Source organism: Variovorax sp. GW821-FHT10B04, assembly GCF_059415645.1.
Map to the genome: position 1 here is coordinate 253,526 of NZ_JBWKNQ010000004.1, position 18,554 is coordinate 272,079.

Below are 18,554 nucleotides of genomic sequence, written 5' to 3' on the forward strand. Positions count from 1 at the left end.
ATGCCGTCCGATCTCCGATCCCGCAAGCGCCTCGCCACGCGACAAGGCATCTCCAATGCGGCCACGCGCCTCTTCGCCGAACGCGGCTTCGACCAGGTGACGGTGGACGACATCGCGGCCGCGGCCGACGTCGGACGCATGACGGTGTTCAATCACTTTCCCCGCAAGGAAGACATGTTCTTCGACCGGGACGAAGAGGGCCGCGAAGTCCTGCGCGAGGCCTTGCGGCAACGCGATCCGCTGGTCTCTCCGGTCGACACGTTGAGCCTGCTCGCCCATCGATTGATCGCGGAACAGAGCCCTTACGTCCGGTTCACTGCAGAGAGCCAAGGCTTCATGGCGACGATCGAGGCCAGCGAAAGCCTCAAGGCGCGGGCCAGGACGATTCGCGACGAAATCGCGCGCGTCGTCGCGGTGGCCCTGTCCGAATGCGTCGGGCGGGAAGCGATCGATCCTGCCGCGCATCTCGCGGCCGATCTGTTGCTGGCGACGTGGACCGTGGCGCTCATCCAGGCGCATCGGCGCTTTCAGCTGACGCAGGACACGGAAGAATCGAAGGCCGTCTTTCTCGCCATCGTCGACAAGGGAACCCTGGGCCTGAAGGCCGCCATGGCCGGCACGCCCTACGTCTGAGCGGGCGACGCCAGTCCTCCCGGCGTACGACTCGCCGGCGGGATGGGCAGCGCCTGCGAACAGGACATCGCTGCCCGTACAATCGCCGCCGCTGCCTCGGTGCGTGACCCGTTCACCGCAGAAGCAGCCGTAAGCGTTTACGTCAACCAACGCATCACCAGCGGCACTTGCAGCCGACTGGCGGTGTGCGTTGGTCGCTTCGTCGCTCATCGTGTTCCGCCGGTCCTTGCACCGGTGCCGCGCTCATGTCTCAAGGAGTGGCGGTCGATGTCGAACGTCCTGAAAAATTCTTCCCTGCGCCAGCTGGTCTGGATGACCCTCGCGCTTTTCCTCACCTACCTGTCCGTCGCCATGGCGATGCCGGCCGTGGCCGTGCATGTCTCGCAGGCGCTCGGCATGGGCAATGTCGCATCGGGGCTCGCGGTGGGCATTGCGTTTCTCTCCACGATCCTCAGCCGCGGCTGGGCGGGCCGGCTCGCGGACGAGCGCGGCGGCAAAGTCGCCATGTTCCGCGGCCTGGGCCTGTATGCGATGGCCGGGCTGTTGTGCTGGGCATCGTCGCTGCCCGCGCTCGGCCTCGGCACCGGCCTCGCGTCCTACCTGGTCCTGCTGGCGGGCCGGCTCCTGCTGGGGCTCGGCGAAAGCTATGCGCTGGTCGGCATGCTGGCCTGGGCGATGGCCACGCTGGGGCCGGCACGCTCCGGGCTGGTGATGGCCCTGGTCGGCATCGGCATGTACGGTGCCTTCGCCGTCGGCGGCCCCCTCGGCCTGTGGCTGCTCCAGGGCCTTGGTTTCGCAGGCCTGATGCTGGCCGGCATGGCGCTGCCGCTGGTCAGTGCCCTGATGCTCTGGCGCACCGCGCCGGCGATGTCGGCCCCAGGCCAGCGCGCGCCGTTCACGCAGGTGCTCGGCCTCGTATGGAAACCGGGCGCCGTGGTCGGATTGCAGGGCGTCGGCTTTGCTGCGCTCGGCGCGTTCTTCCCGCTGTACTTCCTGGCCCACGGATGGGCCGGCGCGGGCTACGGCCTCACCTGCTTCGGCCTGGGCTTCGTGGCGGTGCGGCTGCTGGCGGGCTCGCTGCCGGACCGCGTGGGCGGAGCGCCCGTCGCACTGGTGTCGCTGCTCGTCGAGGCGCTGGGGCAGACACTGCTGTGGCTCGCACCGAATCCGGCCGTGGCGATGGTCGGCGCCCTCCTCACGGGCATGGGCTGCTCCATGGTCTTTCCGGCGATGGGGCTGGAAGCCGTCAAGCGCGTGCCGGCGCATCTGCGCGGCACCGCCATCGGCGGCTTCGCGGCGTTTCAGGACCTGGCCTACGGCGCCACCGGACCGATGGCCGGGTGGATCGCCGACCACTTCGGGCACTCGCAGGTGTTCCTGATCGGTGCCGTGGCCGCCGCCGTCGCGGCGTGCCTGGCCTGGCCCTTGCGCACGCGAAGGGCCGGGCGCGGATGAAATCTAAGCGGGGATGCTGAGTTTTTTGATGCTTGCGTTTCGGCCGGCTGCCTACCATCGAGTCATTCGTCGAAATGACCTGACATGTCGAACTCCCCCGCCACCTCCGCAAAGAAGCCCTTCAATCAGCCCCTGGGTGGCGACGCCGTGCCGCGCTTTGCCGGCATCGCGACGATGATGCGCCTGCCGTTCCAGGAGACGTCCGAAGGGCTCGACGCCTGCTTCGTCGGCGTGCCCTTCGACCTGGGCACGTCGAACCGCTCCGGCGCGCGCTTCGGTCCGCGCCAGGTGCGCAGCGAGTCGGTGCTGCTGCGCCCCTACAACATGGCGACGCGCGCCGCGCCTTTCGACTCGCTGCAGGTGGCCGACATCGGCGACGTCGCAACCAACGCGTACAACATCTTCGACTCGATCGATCGCATCGAGACCGCCTACGACGGCATCATCGCCAACGGATGCCGCCCCATCACCATCGGCGGCGACCACACCATCGCCTGGCCGATCCTGCGCGCGATGCACAAGCGCTACGGGCCGATCGGCGTGGTGCACGTCGACGCGCATGCGGACGTCAACGACACCATGGGCGGCGAGAAGATCGCGCACGGCACGCCCTTCCGCCGTGCGGTGGAAGAAGGCCTGCTCGACTGCAACCGCGTGGTGCAGATCGGCCTGCGCGGCAGCGGCTACCACGCCGACGACTTCGACTGGTGCCGCGAGCAGGGCTTTCGCGTGGTGCAGGCCGAGGAGTGCTGGCACAAGAGCCTGACGCCGCTCATGAAGGAAGTGGTCGAGCGCGTCGCGGGCCTGTCGGGGGATGCCCCGGTGTACCTGAGCTTCGACATCGACGGACTCGATCCGGCCTTCGCGCCCGGCACCGGCACGCCCGAGATCGGCGGACTCACGGTGCAACAGGGCATGGAGATCATCCGCGGCCTTCGCGGCTTGAACCTCGTGGGCGCAGACATCGTCGAGATCTCGCCGCCCTACGACCCGCAGGGCACCACGGCGCTGGTGGGCGCCAACCTGGCCTTCGAGATGCTGTGCGTCATGCCCGGCGTGGCCTACCGCACCTGAGCGCGGCGGCGCTGCACGGGCCGCGCTCCTTCAGGCGGCGCGGTGCACCTTGCTCCATATCCAGTCGATGAAGGCCGCCACCAGCGGACTGTCGCAGACCTCCTTGCGGCACACCATGTAGTAGGCGTGCTTGGCCGGCACGCTGTTCTCGAACAGCCGCACCAGCCGGCCTTCGGCCAGATCGTCTCCCACCAGCAGGCTGTCGCCGAGCGCGGCGCCCTGCCCGTGCACGGCCGCTTCCATCGCGATGTGGGCGTTGCCCATCTCGGTCATGCGGAACCCGGTCACCGGCATGCCCGCGGCCAGCAGCCAGCGCGTCCATTCGGTGCCGCCGTCCTCGCACAGCAGCAGGTGACTGCGCAGCTCATCGACCGGGATGCTCGGCTGGCCGTTGATCATGGCGGGGCTGCAGACCGGGAACAGCTCCACGTGCGTCAGCAGCCGCACCTCGCGATCGGGCCAGATGCCGGTGCCGTAGCGGATGCACAGATCGACCGACGGCGAGTACACCTCCTTGTCGTCGTTCGATGCGATCAGCTTGAGCTGCACGTCCGGATAGCTGGCCAGGAACTCGCCGATGTGGCGCGACAGCACGCGCGAGCTCAGCCCCACCGGCGTGGACACGACCAGGTTGCCGCCCATGACGGGATCGCCCAGCTTGGCCGCGGCCGACGCGATCATCTGGAAGGCCGAGCGCACCGACGGCAGCAGCGCCTCGCCATGCGGCGTGAGTTTCAGGCGCGTCTTGTTGCGGCTGAACAGCTGCACGCCGAGTGCCTCTTCCAGCGTTCTCAATTGATGGCTGACTGCGCTGGGCGTGACGTGCAGCTCGTCGGCCGCCTTCACGACCGTCAGGTGCCGGGCCGTTGCGTCGAAGGCGCGCAGGGCGTTCAAAGGCGGCAGCCGGTTCCTTCCGACCAGTCGCTTTCCGGGTTCAGGCATCGATGTCTTCTTCTTTTTTCAAGGGGGGAATGTGCGCACGCAAGGTTCGGGCCACAACTGGGATTTATCCCTGGTTTCAGGGACTCGAGGGCCTTTCGATGCTGAGATTTTTTAAGGTTCATCGTCGCTTAATTCTCGGTTTCCAGTCCCCGGGTTCGTCACTACGATCCGCTCATCTTCACGAAGGCATTGAATGGAAAACCAAGAAGCAAGCTCGACGAAACGCCTCTGGGGCGCACGTTTCAAATCGGAGCCTTCCGCAGCGCTGAAGGCGCTGTCCCGATCCGAGCCCAGCTTCTTCAGGCTCGCACCCTACGACCTCGCCGGCTCCCGCGCCCATGCACGCGAGCTCCATCGCGCTGGCGTGCTCACGGCCGACGAGCTTGCACAACTGTTCGAATGCGTCGACGCGGTCGAACGCGAGTACGTGGCCGGCGACCTGCATCCGTCGGAGGCCGACGAAGACGTCCACACATTCCTGGAACGCGTGCTGACGCAGCGGCTCGGCCCGATCGGCGGCAAGCTGCGCGCCGGCCGCTCGCGCAACGACCAGGCGGCCAACGACCTGAAGCTCTACCTGCGCGACAAGTCGCGCGCCATCGCCGCCATGGTGATCGACCTGCAGAACGCGCTGGTGTCGCAGGCCGAGCAGCACATCGCCACGGTCTCGACCGGCTTCACCCATCTGCAGCCTGCGCAGCCCGTGCTGTTCGCGCATCACCTGATGGCGCATGCCCAGGCCATCGGCCGCAACATCGACCGGCTGATCGACTGGGACCGCCGCAGCGCGCGCTCGCCGCTGGGCGCCGCCGCACTCGCGGGCTCCGCCATCTGCCGGTCGCCCGAACTGTCGGCCGCCGAGCTGGGCTACGACGCGCCATGCGAGAACTCGATCGACGCCGTCGCCGCACGCGACCATGTGTGCGAGTTCCTGTTCGTCACCAGCATGCTGACCGTCGAGCTGTCGCGGCTGTCGGAAGAAGTGGTGCTGTGGTCCTCGCGCCAGTTCCAGTGGGTCGTGCTGGACGACGGCTACTGCACCGGCAGTTCGATCATGCCGCAGAAGAAGAACCCGGACATCGCCGAGCTCAGCCGCGGCAAGGCCGGCCGGCTGATCGGCAACCTGGTCGGCATGCTGTCGGCCCTGAAGTCCCTGCCGCTCGCCTACAACCGCGACCTCGCGGAGGACAAGAGCGCGTCCTTCGACAGCATCGACACGCTGTCGCTCGTGCTGCCGGCGATGGCCGGGATGATCCGCACGATGCGCGTCGACGTCGACCAGTTGCGCCGCCATGCGCCGCTGGGCTTCACGCTGGCGACCGAGGTGGCCGACTGGCTCGCGATGTCGGGCGTGCCCTTCAGCGAGGCGCACGAGATCACCGGGGCTCTGGTGAAGTTCTGCGAGGCCCAGGGCATCGAGCTGGGCGACCTGTCGCCGGCGATGCTCGCCGAGGTCGACGCGCGGCTCCAGCCCGCGGTGCTGGACCGCCTGACGCTGGACGCGGCCATCGGTGCGCGCACCGGCCAGGGCGGCACCGCGCCGGCCCGCGTCGCCGAACAGATCGGCCGGCTGAAGGCCCGGCTCGGCGAGCAGTCCGCCTGGACCACCGACTACCGGGGGCCGCGATGCTAGGCGCCGGCAACAAGGCAGCCGATGTGCCGGCGGCGCCGGCCGAGTTCATCGACATCTCGCACCTGGAGCACGTGCCCCGGCGCTACTGGGGCCGCTACATCGCGACCGCGCTGATCGCGATCGCGGTGCTGCTGGTGCTCAACGCCTTCGCGCGCGGCAAGATCGAATGGCAGTACGTGGGGCGCTTCCTCACGGCGCAGTCGATCCTCACCGGCCTCGTGAACACGGTGGTCATGAGCATCCTCGCGATGGCGCTGGGCATCGCGCTCGGCGTGGTGACCGCGGTGATGCGCGTGTCGACCAATCCGGTACTGAGCTGGGTCGCACGCGGCTATGTGTGGCTGTTCCGCGGCACGCCGGTGATCCTGCAGCTGCTGCTCTGGTTCAACCTCGCGCTGGTGTTTCCGACGATCGGCATCCCCGGGCTCTGGGAGATGCGCACCGTCGACGTGATGACGCCCTTCCTCGCCGCATTGCTGGGCCTGGGCATCAACCAGGGCGCCTACACCTCGGAAGTGGTGCGCGCCGGCCTGCTGTCGGTGGACGTCGGCCAGTACGAGGCCGCCAAGTCGATCGGCATGCCGCGCCTGCTGGCCCTGCGCCGCGTGATCCTGCCGCAGGCCATGCGCGTGATCATTCCGCCGATCGGCAACGAGTTCGTCGGGATGATCAAGCTGACCTCGCTGGCCAGCGTGATCCAGTACGCCGAGATGCTGCACAGCGCACAGAACATCTACTACGCCAATGCCCGGGTGATCGAACTGCTGATCGTGGCCGGCATCTGGTACATCGTGGTCGTCACCGTGCTGTCGCTGCTGCAGTCGCGCGTCGAAGCCCGTTTCGCCCGCGGTGCGGGCCGCGCCACCGCAAGGCAGTGAACATGAACAACGAGATGCGTCCCATCGTCCGCGCCGTCGACGTGCGCAAGAGCTTCGGCGACTTCGTCGCGCTGCAGGGCATCACGCTGGACATCGCCGTCGGCGAAGTGCTGTGCGTCATCGGCCCGTCGGGCTCGGGCAAGAGCACCTTCCTGCGCTGCATCAACCAGCTCGAGACCGTCACCGGCGGCGCGCTGTGGGTCGACGGCGAGCTGGTCGGCTACCGCCGCGCGGGCAACAAGCTGCATGCGCTGTCGGAGAACGACGTCGCACGCCAGCGCCTGAAGACCGGCATGGTGTTCCAGCGCTTCAACCTGTTCCCGCACATGACGGTGCTGGAGAACGTGACCGAAGGCCCGCTGCGCGTGCAGCGCCGCGAACGCGACGAAGTCGTGAAGGAAGCGCGTGCGCTGCTGGAACGCGTCGGCCTGGCGCACAAGAGCGACGCCTTCCCGATCGAGCTGTCGGGCGGCCAGCAGCAGCGCGTGGCCATCGCCCGCGCACTCGCCATGCGGCCCCGGCTGATGCTGTTCGACGAGCCGACCTCGGCACTCGACCCGGAGCTGGTGGGCGAGGTGCTCGCGGTGATGCGCGACCTCGCATCGTCCGGCATGACCATGGTGGTCGTCACGCACGAGCTCGGCTTTGCGCGCGACGTCGCCACGCGGGTCCTGTTCATGGACAAGGGCCGGATCGTCGAGACCGGCGACCCCGCCACCGTGCTGTCGAACCCCAGCCATGCGCGCACGCGCGAATTCATTTCCGCCGTCCGCGGCTGACCGTTTTTTTACCCACCGGAGCCTTCCCATGTCCAGCAGCTCGATCACGGGTGTGACCCGTCTCACCCTCCTCGCCGCGGCACTCGTCGCGCTCCTGCCGATGGCACAGGCACAGACCGCGCGCGCCAAGGGCGCACCGATCACCGCCGCGGTCGTCGCCAACTACCCGCCGATGGAATTCAAGGACCCGGCCACCGGCAAGCTCACCGGCTTCGACATCGACCTGGGCGAAGCGCTCGCGGCCAAGGCCGGCACGACGATCAAGTGGGAGGAAACCAGCTTCGACCAGATGATGAGTTCGCTGGCCACCGGCCGGGTCGACATCATCCTGTCGGGCATGACCGACCTTCCGGCACGGCGCGAGGCGGTGCGCTTCATCGACTACCTGAAGACCGGCCCCCAGTTCTACGTGATGAAAGACCGCGCCGCGGACTTCGCGAGCATGGCCGCGCTGTGCGGCAAGAAGGTGGGCGCCAGCCGCCGCACGTCCTTCCCGGTCGAGATCGGCAAGTGGAGCGACGAGCAGTGCGTGAAGACCGGCAAGCCCGCCATCACGGTGGTCGGAACCGACGGCTCGGCCGATGCGCGCACGCAGTTGCGCCAGGGCCGGCTCGACGCCGCGGTGCAGGGCGGCGAAACCATGCCATACATCATGAGCCAGGAGCCGAACGCGTACATGACGGTGGGCAAGACCTTCGCCTTCCAGTACGTGGGCCTCGCGACCAACCGCAAGGACGATGCGCTGGGCACCGAGCTGGCCGGCGCGATGACCAAGCTGATCGCCGACGGCACCTACGCCAAGATCGCGGCCAAGTGGGGCTTGTCGGACTACGCGGTGCCGAAGCTGATCCTCGACAGCGCAGACTGACCATGCCTTTGCAGGAGAACGCAGCAGCCGCTCCGGGCGGGCGCTGGCCCGCCGGCGTGCAGTCGGCGGTCGCGCTGGCCTTCGACGTCGACGGGCCGACCGGCGGCGCGATGCTCGACGGCTCGATCTGGCGCAACCCCTCGTTCTTCACGCTGGGCGCCTACGGGCCGTGGCGCGCCGTCGGCTACCTGATGGACCTGCTCGACGAGCACCGCGTCCCGGCCACCTTCTTCGTGCCGAGCTGGGTGCTCGAGACATGGCCGGCACAGATCCGCGCCATCGTCGACCGGGGCCACGAGATCGGTTACCACGGCTACCAGCACGAGGCCTTCTGGCAGCTCACGCGCGAACGCCAGCAGCAGGTGATGGCGCAGTCGCTCGCGCTGTTCCGGCGGCATCTCGGGCTCACGCCCGTCGGCTTTCGCACGCCCTCGGGCGACTGGGGCGCCGACACGATCGAAGTGCTGCTCGATGCCGGCGTCACCTACTCGAGCTCGATGCGCGGCGACGACCGGCCTTACTTCATCACGCACGCGGCCAGCGGGCGCAGCCTGGTCGAGATTCCCGGCAAGTGGGAGCTCGACGATTACGCCTCGCTGGCCTATCAACGCAACCCGGACTATCCGGCCGGCCTCGACCGCATTGCGAGCTATGACACCACCTTCGACAACTGGCGGCGCGAGTTCGACGGCTCCCACCGCGAAGGGCTCTGCATGACGACGCTGTTCCATCCCAAGGTGTCGGGCAAGCCGGGCCGCATCCTGCTGCTGGAACGCCTGCTCACGCACATGCGCGCGCAGGACGGCGTCTGGTTCGCGCGCTGCGGCGAGGTCGCGCAATGGTGGCGGCAGCGCCACGCGGCGCCGGAGCCACGGGCATGACATCGACTCCCCTGAGCCCACCGCGCTGGCCCGAAGGCAAGCGCATGGCCTTCGTCATCACCGTCGACTTCTTCGACGACGCGGCGATCCTCGTGCAGGAGCCGCGCATGGCCGGCCGCGAGAAGAGCCTGTCGGTCTGGCAGTACGGCGCCAAGCGCGGCGTCGACCGCCTGCTCGATCTGTTCGACGCGCTGGGCGTGAAGAGCAGCTGGTTCGTGCCCGGCACGGTCGCACGTGCGCATGCCGACCTGGTGGCGCGCATCCACCACGCAGGCCACGAGATCGGCAACGCCTCGTTCGGCTGCGAGAACTTCGACACGCTGACGCTGGCACAGCAAGGCGACAGCTTGGTGGCCGCGCAGGCCGTGCTGGCGGAGATCACCGGCGAACGGCCGACCGGCTTCCGCTCGCCTTTCGGCAACTGGGCACCGGGCTTCACGCAGCATCTGCGCGACGCGGGCATCGCCTGGTCCTCGTCCTGGCGCGGCGACGACCTGCCCTACTTCCATCCGCCGGCCATCGGGCCGGACATGTCGGCCGCGCCGCTGGTCGAACTGCCTTTGCACTACGAGCTGGAAGACGAGCCCTACTTCTCGTTCAACCTGTTTCCGCCCGTGCCGGTCGGGCAGCCGCGCATCGCGTCGTACCGCGAGGTGCTCGGCAACTGGCAGCAGGACTTTGCCGGCTTCCGCCGCTTCGGCCTGTGCATGCCCTTGCGCCTGCACCCCGAGATCATCGGCACGGCCGGCCGCATCGACATGCTGCGCGAATTCCTCTCCGGCGTGCTCGCGCACCCCGATGTGTGGGTCGCGACCGGCCGCGAGGTCGGCGCCTGGTGGCGCAGCCAGCGCAGCGCCAACGAGCCGGCCCATCCGGTCGACATCCTGTCGCCGCTTCATCAGCCTTCTTCACAGCTTCCGCAGCGTCCAGCCGCATGACCGACAGCACCTCGTTTCGTCTCGCCCGCTTCTGCGCCGAGACCCGCTTCGACGACCTCCCGCCGGAGCTGGTGGCACGCACGCAGCGCCACATCCTCGACACCTTCGGCGCGACGCTGGCCGGCAGCGCGGCGGCCGAACCGCGCGAGGTGCTGCAGATGCTCTGCGCCGAACGCAGCAGCGGCAGCGCGCCCGTCTGGGGCACGGCGGAGCGGCTCGGCAGCCGTGACGCGGCCTTCGTCAACGGCGTGGCGGCGCATGCGCTGGAACTCGACGATACCGGCGGTTGCGACCATTCGGGCGCGGTCGTGCTGCCCGCGGCGATGGCCGCGCTGACGGTGCCCGGCCATCACGCGCCCCTCAGCGGCCGCGACCTGATCACCGCGGTCGCGATCGGCTACGACGTCGGCCGTCGCGTGCTCGAGGCCTGCGGCGGCTATTCGCCGCACAACGGCCAGGGCTGGCACTCGACGGCCACCTGCGGCACCTTTGCCGCCGCCGCGGCGTCGAGCCGGCTGCTGGGCCTCGACGCGGCGCAGACCATGGCCGCGTTCGGCCACGCCGCCAGCGCCAGCGGCGGACTCTGGGCCTTCATCCACGACGCGTCGCAGACCAAGCGGCTGCACGCCGGCCGCGCGGCCGAAGGCGGCCTGACGGCGGCCCTGCTCGCCGCGCGCGGCATCACCGGGCCGGCACAGGTGTTCGAGGACGTGTGGGGCGGCTTCTTCAACGCCTTCGCACCGCAGTCGCGCGAGCCCGAGGCGCTGCTGGCCGACCTCGGCAGCACCTGGAAGCTGCTGCGCTGCTCGATCAAGCCGCATGCATCCTGCCGCAGCAACCACGCCACCATCGACGCGGTCTGCCAGCTGATGGCGCGCCATGACGGCCTGGCCCAGCACGTCGCGCACATCGATGTGCGCCTGAGCAGCTTCGTGATGAACATGTGCGGCGGCCGCGACCTGTCGACGCTGTCGAGCGCGCAGATGAGCATGCCGTACGCGGTGGCGCTGGCCTGGGTGTTCGGCGACGCCGGCCTGGCGCGCTACCTGGCGCCCGCGCGCCGCGACGCACGGCTCGCCGCGGCGATGCCGCTCGTGCGCCTGCACGCCGACCCCGCCATGCCGGCACTGGAAGAGCCGACCGTCACCATCACGTCGACGACGGGCGAGACCGTGTCGCACCACGTGCCGATCGCGCTGGGCGCGCCGGCCAATCCGCTGAGCGATGCCGACCTGCAGCGAAAGTTTGCCGCGCTGGCCGGCGTCGCGCTGTCGAACGCGGGCGCCGCAGCGCTGGCCGAGCAGGTGCTGCACCTCGACCAGCTTGCCGACGCGCGTGCCCTGCTGCCGCTGCTGGCCGGCCAGGCCGCGCAGCATGAACTGATCCGCTGAACGCAGCGCCCGCAGCCGCTCCCGGCCTGCCCACGCCGCCATCCCGAATTCCTGCCTTTCCCAACCGCCCGCCCACAGAGCCTTCACCATGAAATCACTTCGCACCCTCACCCTCGGCGCCATCGTCGCCCTCGCACCGCTGGCGCTGCTGACAGCGGCCCATGGCCAGGCGCTGCCCGAGCGCATCGCCAAGGCCAGGACGATCAAGATCGCCGTCAATGCGATCTATCCGCCGATGGAATACAAGGACCCCGAAACCAGCAAGCTGATCGGCTTCGACGTCGACCTCGGCAATGCGCTGGCCAAGGAGCTCGGCGTCACGCTGGACTGGCAGGAGTCGGCCTTCGAGCAGTTGATTCCGTCGCTGCAGACCGGTCGCGTCGACATGATCCTCAGCGGCCTGAACGACCGCCCGGCCCGCCGCGAGACGCTGGACTTCGTCGACTACCTGAACTCGGGCGTGCAGTTCTACACGCTGGCATCGCGCACGGCGGTGAACCAGCCGCTCGATCTGTGCGGCAAGACCGTGGGCACGAGCCGCAGCACCGCATTCCCCGCCGAAATCAAGACCTGGAGCGACGCCAACTGCGTGGCGGCCGGCAAGCCGCCGATCACGGTAGAAGGAACATCGGACAACGCCGCCGCCCGCGCCCAGCTGAAGCAGGAGCGCTTCGAGGGCGGCGCCCAGGGCAGCGAGACCGTGCCCTACGCGATGACGCTGGAACCCGGCGTCTACAAGCCGGTCGGCGCGCCCTTCGGAGGCGCGCAGCAGGGCATCGCCTTCGCCAAGGCCGACACGCAGTTGCGCGACGCCGTGCTCGGCGCATTCCGCAAGCTGATCGCCAACGGCACCTACGCGTCGATCGTCGCCAAGTGGAACCTGCAGGCCAGCGCGGTGAAGCAGGCCGCGGTGAACGGCGTTCCCGCACCGTGACCGGCGGCACGCCCGGCGGCGAGTGGGCCACGCGCTGCGAGCTCGCGGCGCTCTATCGGCTGATTGCGCACTTCCGCATGACGGACCTGATCGACACGCACATCAGCGCGCGCGTGCCGGGGCCGGACAACCACTTCCTCATCAACCGCTATGGCGTGCTGTTCGAAGAGATGCGCGCATCGGACCTGGTGAAGGTCGACCTCGACGGCAACGTGGTCGACACCGCGTCGCCGGCGCGGCGCGTGAACCGGGCGGGCTTCACGATCCATTCGGCCGTGCACGCGGCGCGCAGCGACCTGCACTGGGTGATCCACACGCACACCGCCGCGGGCGGTGCGGTGTCGGCCCAGGAAGCCGGCCTGCTGCCCATCAGCCAGCACGCGCTGAAGTTCCATCGGCGCCTCGGTTACCACGACTACGAGGGCATTGCGCTCGACCTGTCGGAACGCGCCCGGCTGGTGGCCGATCTCGGGTCGTTCAACGCGATGATCCTGCGCAACCACGGCCTGCTGGTCGGCGGTGCGACGGTCGCCGACGCGTTCCACGAGATCTGGTTCCTGGAGCGCGCCTGCCAGCTCCAGGTGCAGGCACTCGCCGGTGGCACGCCGCTGCGCATGCCACCGGCGGACGTCTGCGCGCTGACGGCCGAGCAGTTCCTGAGCGCCGAGTCGGCCGAGATCGTGCAGCTCACCTGGCAGGCCGCGCTCCGGCTGCTGGACGGGCAGCGCAGCCAGTACGAGAGCTGATCCGCCAACGCCCCGCAGCCCAGCTCAGCCTCAAGGCCTCGGCGAACGGGCCACCGCGGCCACCATGTGTTCCGCCAGCGTCTCGTACAGCGGCCGGCTGATCATGCGCGACACCAGGCTGGCGAGCATCGCGCTGGCCATCAGGCTCAGCACCATCGAGTGGCCGTCGACCATCTCCATCACGATGATGAAGGCGGTCAGCGGGGCCTGCGTGACGGCCGCCAGGAAGCCGGCCATGCCCATGGCGATCAACGCCGGCCCGAGCGCCGGCCCGGTGAGCTGCGCGATGCCGTCGCCGATGCCCGCGCCGATCGACAGCGAGGGCGCGAAGATGCCGCCCGGCACGCCGCACCAGGCGGTGATCCAGGTCGCGATGAACTTCAGCAGCGTGTAGAGCGGCGTGAGCTCGTCGTGGCCGGCCAGCATCTGCTTGACGGCCTCGGAACCCGCGCCGAAGGTGGCGCCGCCCGTCACCAGGCCGATCACCGCGACGAGCAGGCCGCCGACGGCCGCGAAGCGCACCGGCCAGCGTGCGCGCCAGCGGTTGAGCCGCTGCGGTGCGCCGGTGAGCGAGGCGATCATCAGCCGCGCGAACAACCCGCCGGCCACACCGCTGACCAGTGCCACCAGCAGCCCGGGCCCGAGCACGTGCCAGCCCAGCGGCGGCACGCGGATGATGCCGAAGTAGCTCAGATTGCCGAAGGCCGAGACCGCGACCAGGCCGGCCAGCACGATGGCCGCGATGATCAGCCCGCTGGCGCGCGCCTCCAGCCGGCCTGAAAGCTCCTCGATCGCGAAGACCACGCCCGCCAGCGGCGCATTGAAGGCCGCCGCGATGCCGGCCGCACCGCCCGCCACCAGCAGCGAGCGGCTGTCCAGCGTGCTGCCGGGCGACAGCCAGCGCCGCGCATGCTGCATGACGCCGGCCGCCACCTGGACCGACGGGCCTTCGCGGCCGATCGACAGGCCCGCTGCGAAGCCGGCCGTGCCCAGCGCGATCTTCGCGACCGTCAACCGCAGCGAGGCGAACAGACTGCGGCTCTCGGGTGGCACCGCCGGGTCGAGCGCCGCCTTGATCTGCGGAATGCCCGAGCCGCCCGCGCCCGGAAACCAGCGCCGGGTGGTCCAGACGATGCCAGCGGTGAGTGCCGGCGTCCAGATCAGCACGGCCCACGGTTGCGCGTGGTGGAGCCGCTCGAACCCGCCGAAGGCCCATTCGGCCGCCATCGTGAAACCGACGACGAACAGGCCGGCCGCGATCGCGTAGCCCAGCACGATCGCGCGGTCGAGCCAGACGCGCCAGCTCGACAGTTCGTTGCGGAGGTTCTGGAAGAAGTCGGGTTCGTGATGCATTGCCGGGGATTCTGGCAGGCAGCCCGGTCGGGGGTGCAGCGGGCGCCATCGGCCGGCCGCGCCGCGACCGATGTCAGCAACCCAACGTCAGCTTCTTTTGCAATCAACCTACACACGAGCCGCGCGCTCGAGGGCATCTTGGTCAGCCATGACGCGGCGGCAGGACCTCATCGACATCATCCAGTCTCTCTCGGCGGAGGAAGGAACGCGCCAGCCCACGGCGGCCGATTGGCTCAGGTCGCAGGACGGCAAGGCCGCACCGAGCGCCCTCGCCGCCGACAACCATCACGATGAAAGCGATCCGGACCATGGCAGTTCAAGCGAGCAATGAAGACATGCGGCACCGCCAGGTGCGCCTTTGCCGCCTTTCAACTTCCGCCGACGGCGACGATGCTCCGGCGCAACGCGGCATGTGGCTGTCGGCGACCCAGAAGAACTGCGAAATGCTCCGGTGGTTCATGGACGTCGGCGTGCGCACCGATGGCCTCGAGTCGCATTGGATCGAAGAACGCCTGTCATCGGAAATGCCGGCGCACCGCACACTGCCGTCACGTCCAACGCTGTGCGTGCAGCTCGCCATGCCGACGCCGGCTAGTTCAAACCCGGCTCCACAGGCTGCCCGGCGAAGGTCTGCCGCCAGGCGGTCGGCGTGACGCCGAACGCCGCCCGGAAATGCTGGCGAAACGACACGGGCGAGCCGAAGCCGGCGAGGTCCGCGATGTTCTCGATGGCATGGTCCGACGTCTCCAGGTGACGCTGCGCCAACGCAAGCCTTTCCTTCAAGAGCCACTGGTGGACCGTGGTGCCCGTCAGCTGCCTGAAGCGCCGCGTGAAGGTGCGCCGGCTCATCACCATCCGGGCGGCCAGTGCGTCCAGCGAGTGGGGCAGCTTGAGCGTCGAACGGACTTCATCGAGCATGGCCGAGAGCCGTGAGTCCCGCGTCGATGCGGGGAGCGGCTGCTCGATGAACTGAGCCTGCCCGCCCTGGCGATGGGGGGACACGACGAGCCTCCGGGCCACGCGGTTGGCGATCGCGGTGCCATATTGCTGCCGCAGCAGATGCAGGCAGCAATCGATGGCCGCGGCCGTGCCCGCCGACGTGACGATGTCGCCTTCGTCCACGTACAGGACATCCGGATCGACCTTCACGTCGGGAAACCGCGCAGCGAAATCCGCCGCATAGGACCAGTGCGTGGTGGCGGTGCGGCCGGCCAGCAGGCCCGCCTCGCCCAGCACGAAAGCACCCAGGCAGAGGCCGACGATCTTGGCGCCGCGCCGATGCGCAGCCACCAGCGCACTCAGAAGTTCTTCGGGCGGGCGCCCGCCCGGGTCACGCCAGCTCGGCACGATGACGATCGAAGCCCGGCGCATCGCATGCAGGCTCTTGACGGCTTCGATCGTGAATCCGACGGTCGCTCGCAAGGGCCCGCGCTCGGCCGCACAGACCACCAGTTCGAAGGCCGGAACATCGGGGTGCGTCTCGCCAAAGATGGCGCAGGGTATTGCCAGATGGAAGGGACTGATGTGGTCGAACGCGACCACCGCGACCACAATTTTCTTCTCGCTCGCGTCCATGGTGCTCGCTCCTGTATTTGGCCCGATCTCATTCAATTATGTCACTTGGGCCACTCACTCGGTACATGCCCGCTCACCAGAATGTGGACCTGCGAACTGCAGCCATGAGCTTAGAAGCCAGGGGCATGAAGACGCCACGCCGTGAATGGCGCGACCCGGCATCGAGCGTCATTGCGCTGTTCGCATGAGACCTGCAGCCTCCCTTTCACGGAGGTGACGGGCCGTTTCACCCAACTGGAGAAAGTATGCGGGCTCAACCCTTCCTCAAAGCCATGGCGGCCATCGTCGCCTTCGTCTCGTGCACGCTCGTGGCGGCGCAGTCATTGCCATCGACCGCTCCGGCGCTCACACCCGCGCAGAGCGCCTGCGTGAATGCGGTCCGGCAGGACGTGGACGCCGCAAGAGCCCCCACGCGCCTGATTGCACCCGCCACGCCGCTCGATCTGGCGGCGCTGAAGGGCAGGACGATCTGGTACGTCGCGGTCACGTTCAACCAGTTCTCGTCCGACTGGGTGGCGGGCCTCCAGGAAGCCGCAGACCGCGCCGGCGTGCGCATCGTGACTTTCGACGGACAGGGTTCGGCCAGCCGCTTCAACGAAGGCATCACGCAAGCGGTTGCGCAAGGCGCCGCGGGCATCATCGTGGCGGCGATCGATCCGGCCGTGATCTCGGCGTCGTTGGCCGAAGCCAAGGCCGCAGGCATCCCGGTGATGAACGGCTTCAATGCGGACCCCAGGACTGCGGTGCCGAACGGCATGTTCGGCAACTTCACCTCGGACTTCACTGCCGACGGGGCTACCGGCGCCAAGTGGGCGCTGCTGGATTCCGGCTGCAAGGCGCGCATGGTGCTGATCACCTCGAGCTCGGTGGCGGTCTGGCAGAACATGGCCAACGGCGCGCGCGATGCGTTCGCCAGGTATTGCCGCGAGTGCTCGCTGAAGGTGCTCGACATCGACATCGCGAACATCGCCACCAACCTGGGCAGCCAGCTGCAGGCGGCGCTCCAGCAGGACCCGGGGGTGAACTACATCTTCTCGACCGGCGACAGCCTGGTGCCCTTCGTCTCGCCGATCGTCTCCACCGCCAATTCGCAGGCCAAGGTGCTCGGCCGCGACGGCCTGGCGGCCAGCATCGGGATGATCAAGGCGCGCTCCGGCCAGGACATGACGCTGGCCATGCCCGACTTCAAGTGGCTGGGCTGGCTCGCGTTCGACGACCTGGCACGAGCCATCCTCAAGCAGCCGCGCACCGGCTACACGATCCCGGCCCGGATCATCGACGCGACGAACATCGCCGATGGCTCGCAGGCCCGCCTGTTCCCGGCCTACGTCGGCTACCAGGCGGCATTCATCAATGCCTGGAAGCGCTGACCGGCGACATGCCGGCGGCGCGCACCCCATGCCTCCTCCCCTGCCACTCACTCCGCGCGGAATGTCCCCCATGCACGCCACCACCAGCGACGCGGCCGCGCCGCGCCTCGTCGTCGAAGCCGCCCATCGGTCGGCATCGCGAGCCTCCCCCCACGAACTCGTCGAGCGATGGTTCCTCGTGGGCGCACTGCTTCTTCTCGTCCTGATCTGCATGGCGAGCTTTCCGCAGTTCCGCACCTTCTCGCTCTTCATCACCATGCTCAACGCGCAGTCGCTGGTGCTGCTGCTGGCCCTGACCGCGACCATCGTGCTCAGGGCCGGCGACTTCGATCTCTCGATCTCGCAGACGATGGTGGCAAGCGGCGCGATCGCCGTCATGCTCGCCAAGGGCGACGCTCCGCTGCCGGTGGCCGTGCTCGCCGGGTTGCTGTTCGGCGTCGCGGTCGGCCTGGTGAACGCGCTGCTCGTGGTGAAGGTCGGTGTGGACTCGTTCGTCGCCACGCTGGGCATGTTCACGCTGACCGCGGGGTTGTGCTACCTGTTCACCGGCAGCAGGACCGTGACGGGCGTCCCGGCGGCCCTGACCGAAGCCGCGCGCACCAAGGCGTTCGGCCTGCCGTTGATCACCTGGTATGCGTGGGGCCTGGCCGCCGTGCTCTGGTACGTGTACGAGCGCACGCCGCTCGGGCGCTACTTCCTGTTCATCGGCGGCAACCGGCAGGCCGCGCGCCTCACCGGCATTCCGGTCGGCCGGCTCCGTGCCGCGGCGTATGTCGTGTCCAGCCTCCTGGCTTCGGTCATCGGACTGCTTTTCGCCGGCTACTTCGGCGCCATCGATCCGGGCGTGGGATCGCAATTCATGCTCCAGCCTTTCGCGGCGGCCTTTCTCGGCGCAACGGCCATCTCTGTCGGACGCTTCAATGCGCTCGGCACCGTGGCCGCGCTGTACCTGCTGACGGTCGGCATCACGGGCCTCCAGCTCCTGGGGGCGCAGACCTGGGTGACGAACGTCTTCTACGGCTGCGCCCTGATGACGGCGGTGACCGCCGCAAAGATGGCGGGCGGCCGGCGCGGCACCCACGCCCAACGTTGATCCGCAGGAAC

The 18,554-nt window shown here is 68.8% G+C and carries 18 protein-coding genes; 15 read left to right on the forward strand and 3 right to left on the reverse strand.

The features are described from left to right. From AC07PZ_RS12470 to speB, 3 genes are all read left to right on the forward strand, one after another. Positions 1-633, forward strand: a complete 633-nt coding sequence (locus tag AC07PZ_RS12470; RefSeq protein ID WP_495295694.1) for a TetR/AcrR family transcriptional regulator — start codon at positions 1-3, stop codon at positions 631-633. Positions 634-900: 267 nt separating this feature from the next. After that, on the forward strand, positions 901-2,088 hold the full coding sequence (locus tag AC07PZ_RS12475; protein ID WP_495295403.1) for an MFS transporter: 1,188 nt from the start codon (positions 901-903) through the stop codon (positions 2,086-2,088). A gap of 84 nt (positions 2,089-2,172) precedes the next feature. Beyond that, positions 2,173-3,162 (forward strand): agmatinase, encoded by a 990-nt coding sequence (gene speB / locus AC07PZ_RS12480; RefSeq protein WP_495295404.1) that lies wholly within the window; start codon positions 2,173-2,175, stop codon positions 3,160-3,162. Positions 3,163-3,192: 30 nt separating this feature from the next. Here speB and AC07PZ_RS12485 read toward each other — a convergent pair whose 3' ends face one another. Beyond that, entirely contained in the window at positions 3,193-4,104 is a 912-nt protein-coding gene (locus AC07PZ_RS12485) for a LysR substrate-binding domain-containing protein (RefSeq protein ID WP_495295405.1), read from the reverse strand. Between the two features lie 193 nt (positions 4,105-4,297). Here AC07PZ_RS12485 and argH point away from each other — a divergent pair, with 193 nt between their 5' ends. The 9 genes from argH to AC07PZ_RS12530 all read left to right on the forward strand — a co-directional run bounded on the left by argH (position 4,298) and on the right by AC07PZ_RS12530 (position 13,152). Continuing rightward, positions 4,298-5,737: an argininosuccinate lyase gene (gene argH / locus AC07PZ_RS12490; RefSeq protein WP_495295406.1), complete on the forward strand. Its 1,440-nt coding sequence runs from the start codon at positions 4,298-4,300 to the stop codon at positions 5,735-5,737. Next, positions 5,731-6,615 (forward strand): amino acid ABC transporter permease, encoded by an 885-nt coding sequence (locus tag AC07PZ_RS12495; RefSeq protein ID WP_495295407.1) that lies wholly within the window; start codon positions 5,731-5,733, stop codon positions 6,613-6,615. The genes argH and AC07PZ_RS12495 overlap by 7 nt, the downstream gene beginning before the upstream one ends. A 2-nt stretch (positions 6,616-6,617) precedes the next feature. Continuing rightward, entirely contained in the window at positions 6,618-7,394 is a 777-nt protein-coding gene (locus tag AC07PZ_RS12500; RefSeq protein ID WP_495295408.1) for an amino acid ABC transporter ATP-binding protein, read from the forward strand. 28 nt (positions 7,395-7,422) lie between these two features. Beyond that, on the forward strand, positions 7,423-8,262 hold the full coding sequence (locus AC07PZ_RS12505; RefSeq protein ID WP_495295409.1) for an ABC transporter substrate-binding protein: 840 nt from the start codon (positions 7,423-7,425) through the stop codon (positions 8,260-8,262). Between the two features lie 2 nt (positions 8,263-8,264). Beyond that, positions 8,265-9,143 (forward strand): polysaccharide deacetylase family protein, encoded by an 879-nt coding sequence (locus tag AC07PZ_RS12510; RefSeq protein ID WP_495295410.1) that lies wholly within the window; start codon positions 8,265-8,267, stop codon positions 9,141-9,143. Beyond that, the gene (locus AC07PZ_RS12515; protein WP_495295411.1) at positions 9,140-10,081 is read left to right on the forward strand and encodes a polysaccharide deacetylase family protein; all 942 of its coding nucleotides are present in this window, start codon (positions 9,140-9,142) and stop codon (positions 10,079-10,081) included. Before AC07PZ_RS12510 ends, AC07PZ_RS12515 begins: the two co-directional genes overlap by 4 nt. Beyond that, entirely contained in the window at positions 10,078-11,472 is a 1,395-nt protein-coding gene (locus tag AC07PZ_RS12520) for an MmgE/PrpD family protein (protein ID WP_495295412.1), read from the forward strand. The genes AC07PZ_RS12515 and AC07PZ_RS12520 overlap by 4 nt, the downstream gene beginning before the upstream one ends. An 88-nt stretch (positions 11,473-11,560) precedes the next feature. After that, on the forward strand, positions 11,561-12,406 hold the full coding sequence (locus tag AC07PZ_RS12525; RefSeq protein WP_495295413.1) for an ABC transporter substrate-binding protein: 846 nt from the start codon (positions 11,561-11,563) through the stop codon (positions 12,404-12,406). After that, positions 12,403-13,152 (forward strand): class II aldolase/adducin family protein, encoded by a 750-nt coding sequence (locus AC07PZ_RS12530; RefSeq protein WP_495295414.1) that lies wholly within the window; start codon positions 12,403-12,405, stop codon positions 13,150-13,152. Before AC07PZ_RS12525 ends, AC07PZ_RS12530 begins: the two co-directional genes overlap by 4 nt. Before the next feature lie 30 nt (positions 13,153-13,182). Here the strand turns inward: AC07PZ_RS12530 and AC07PZ_RS12535 are convergent, their stop codons facing one another. Continuing rightward, entirely contained in the window at positions 13,183-14,505 is a 1,323-nt protein-coding gene (locus AC07PZ_RS12535; RefSeq protein ID WP_495295415.1) for a chloride channel protein, read from the reverse strand. A gap of 148 nt (positions 14,506-14,653) precedes the next feature. Here AC07PZ_RS12535 and AC07PZ_RS12540 point away from each other — a divergent pair, with 148 nt between their 5' ends. Beyond that, positions 14,654-14,836 (forward strand): hypothetical protein, encoded by a 183-nt coding sequence (locus AC07PZ_RS12540; protein WP_495295416.1) that lies wholly within the window; start codon positions 14,654-14,656, stop codon positions 14,834-14,836. Between the two features lie 260 nt (positions 14,837-15,096). Here the strand turns inward: AC07PZ_RS12540 and AC07PZ_RS12545 are convergent, their stop codons facing one another. Beyond that, the gene (locus tag AC07PZ_RS12545) at positions 15,097-16,080 is read right to left on the reverse strand and encodes a helix-turn-helix domain-containing protein (protein ID WP_495295417.1); all 984 of its coding nucleotides are present in this window, start codon (positions 16,078-16,080) and stop codon (positions 15,097-15,099) included. Positions 16,081-16,352: 272 nt separating this feature from the next. Here AC07PZ_RS12545 and AC07PZ_RS12550 point away from each other — a divergent pair, with 272 nt between their 5' ends. Next, a complete protein-coding gene (locus AC07PZ_RS12550) occupies positions 16,353-17,450 on the forward strand; it encodes a sugar ABC transporter substrate-binding protein (protein WP_495295418.1) in 1,098 nt (365 codons plus the stop codon). A 70-nt stretch (positions 17,451-17,520) separates the two neighbouring features. Continuing rightward, positions 17,521-18,543, forward strand: coding sequence for an ABC transporter permease (locus tag AC07PZ_RS12555; protein ID WP_495295419.1), 1,023 nt, complete (start codon positions 17,521-17,523; stop codon positions 18,541-18,543). Positions 18,544-18,554: the final 11 nt, after the last annotated feature.

What these genes read in the sequence shown, in the direction of transcription:
- AC07PZ_RS12545 (WP_495295417.1), bottom strand. Translation starts at nt 16,080, where the DNA reads ATGGACGCGAGCGAGAAGAAAATTGTGGTCGCGGTGGTCGCGTTCGAC.
- AC07PZ_RS12505 (WP_495295409.1), top strand. Translation starts at nt 7,423, where the DNA reads ATGTCCAGCAGCTCGATCACGGGTGTGACCCGTCTCACCCTCCTCGCC.
- AC07PZ_RS12515 (WP_495295411.1), top strand. Translation starts at nt 9,140, where the DNA reads ATGACATCGACTCCCCTGAGCCCACCGCGCTGGCCCGAAGGCAAGCGC.
- AC07PZ_RS12525 (WP_495295413.1), top strand. Translation starts at nt 11,561, where the DNA reads ATGAAATCACTTCGCACCCTCACCCTCGGCGCCATCGTCGCCCTCGCA.
- AC07PZ_RS12510 (WP_495295410.1), top strand. Translation starts at nt 8,265, where the DNA reads ATGCCTTTGCAGGAGAACGCAGCAGCCGCTCCGGGCGGGCGCTGGCCC.
- AC07PZ_RS12470 (WP_495295694.1), top strand. Translation starts at nt 1, where the DNA reads ATGCCGTCCGATCTCCGATCCCGCAAGCGCCTCGCCACGCGACAAGGC.
- speB (WP_495295404.1), top strand. Translation starts at nt 2,173, where the DNA reads ATGTCGAACTCCCCCGCCACCTCCGCAAAGAAGCCCTTCAATCAGCCC.
- AC07PZ_RS12535 (WP_495295415.1), bottom strand. Translation starts at nt 14,505, where the DNA reads ATGCATCACGAACCCGACTTCTTCCAGAACCTCCGCAACGAACTGTCG.
- AC07PZ_RS12475 (WP_495295403.1), top strand. Translation starts at nt 901, where the DNA reads ATGTCGAACGTCCTGAAAAATTCTTCCCTGCGCCAGCTGGTCTGGATG.
- AC07PZ_RS12495 (WP_495295407.1), top strand. Translation starts at nt 5,731, where the DNA reads ATGCTAGGCGCCGGCAACAAGGCAGCCGATGTGCCGGCGGCGCCGGCC.
- AC07PZ_RS12520 (WP_495295412.1), top strand. Translation starts at nt 10,078, where the DNA reads ATGACCGACAGCACCTCGTTTCGTCTCGCCCGCTTCTGCGCCGAGACC.
- argH (WP_495295406.1), top strand. Translation starts at nt 4,298, where the DNA reads ATGGAAAACCAAGAAGCAAGCTCGACGAAACGCCTCTGGGGCGCACGT.
- AC07PZ_RS12485 (WP_495295405.1), bottom strand. Translation starts at nt 4,104, where the DNA reads ATGCCTGAACCCGGAAAGCGACTGGTCGGAAGGAACCGGCTGCCGCCT.
- AC07PZ_RS12540 (WP_495295416.1), top strand. Translation starts at nt 14,654, where the DNA reads ATGACGCGGCGGCAGGACCTCATCGACATCATCCAGTCTCTCTCGGCG.
- AC07PZ_RS12550 (WP_495295418.1), top strand. Translation starts at nt 16,353, where the DNA reads ATGGCGGCCATCGTCGCCTTCGTCTCGTGCACGCTCGTGGCGGCGCAG.
- AC07PZ_RS12555 (WP_495295419.1), top strand. Translation starts at nt 17,521, where the DNA reads ATGCACGCCACCACCAGCGACGCGGCCGCGCCGCGCCTCGTCGTCGAA.
- AC07PZ_RS12500 (WP_495295408.1), top strand. Translation starts at nt 6,618, where the DNA reads ATGAACAACGAGATGCGTCCCATCGTCCGCGCCGTCGACGTGCGCAAG.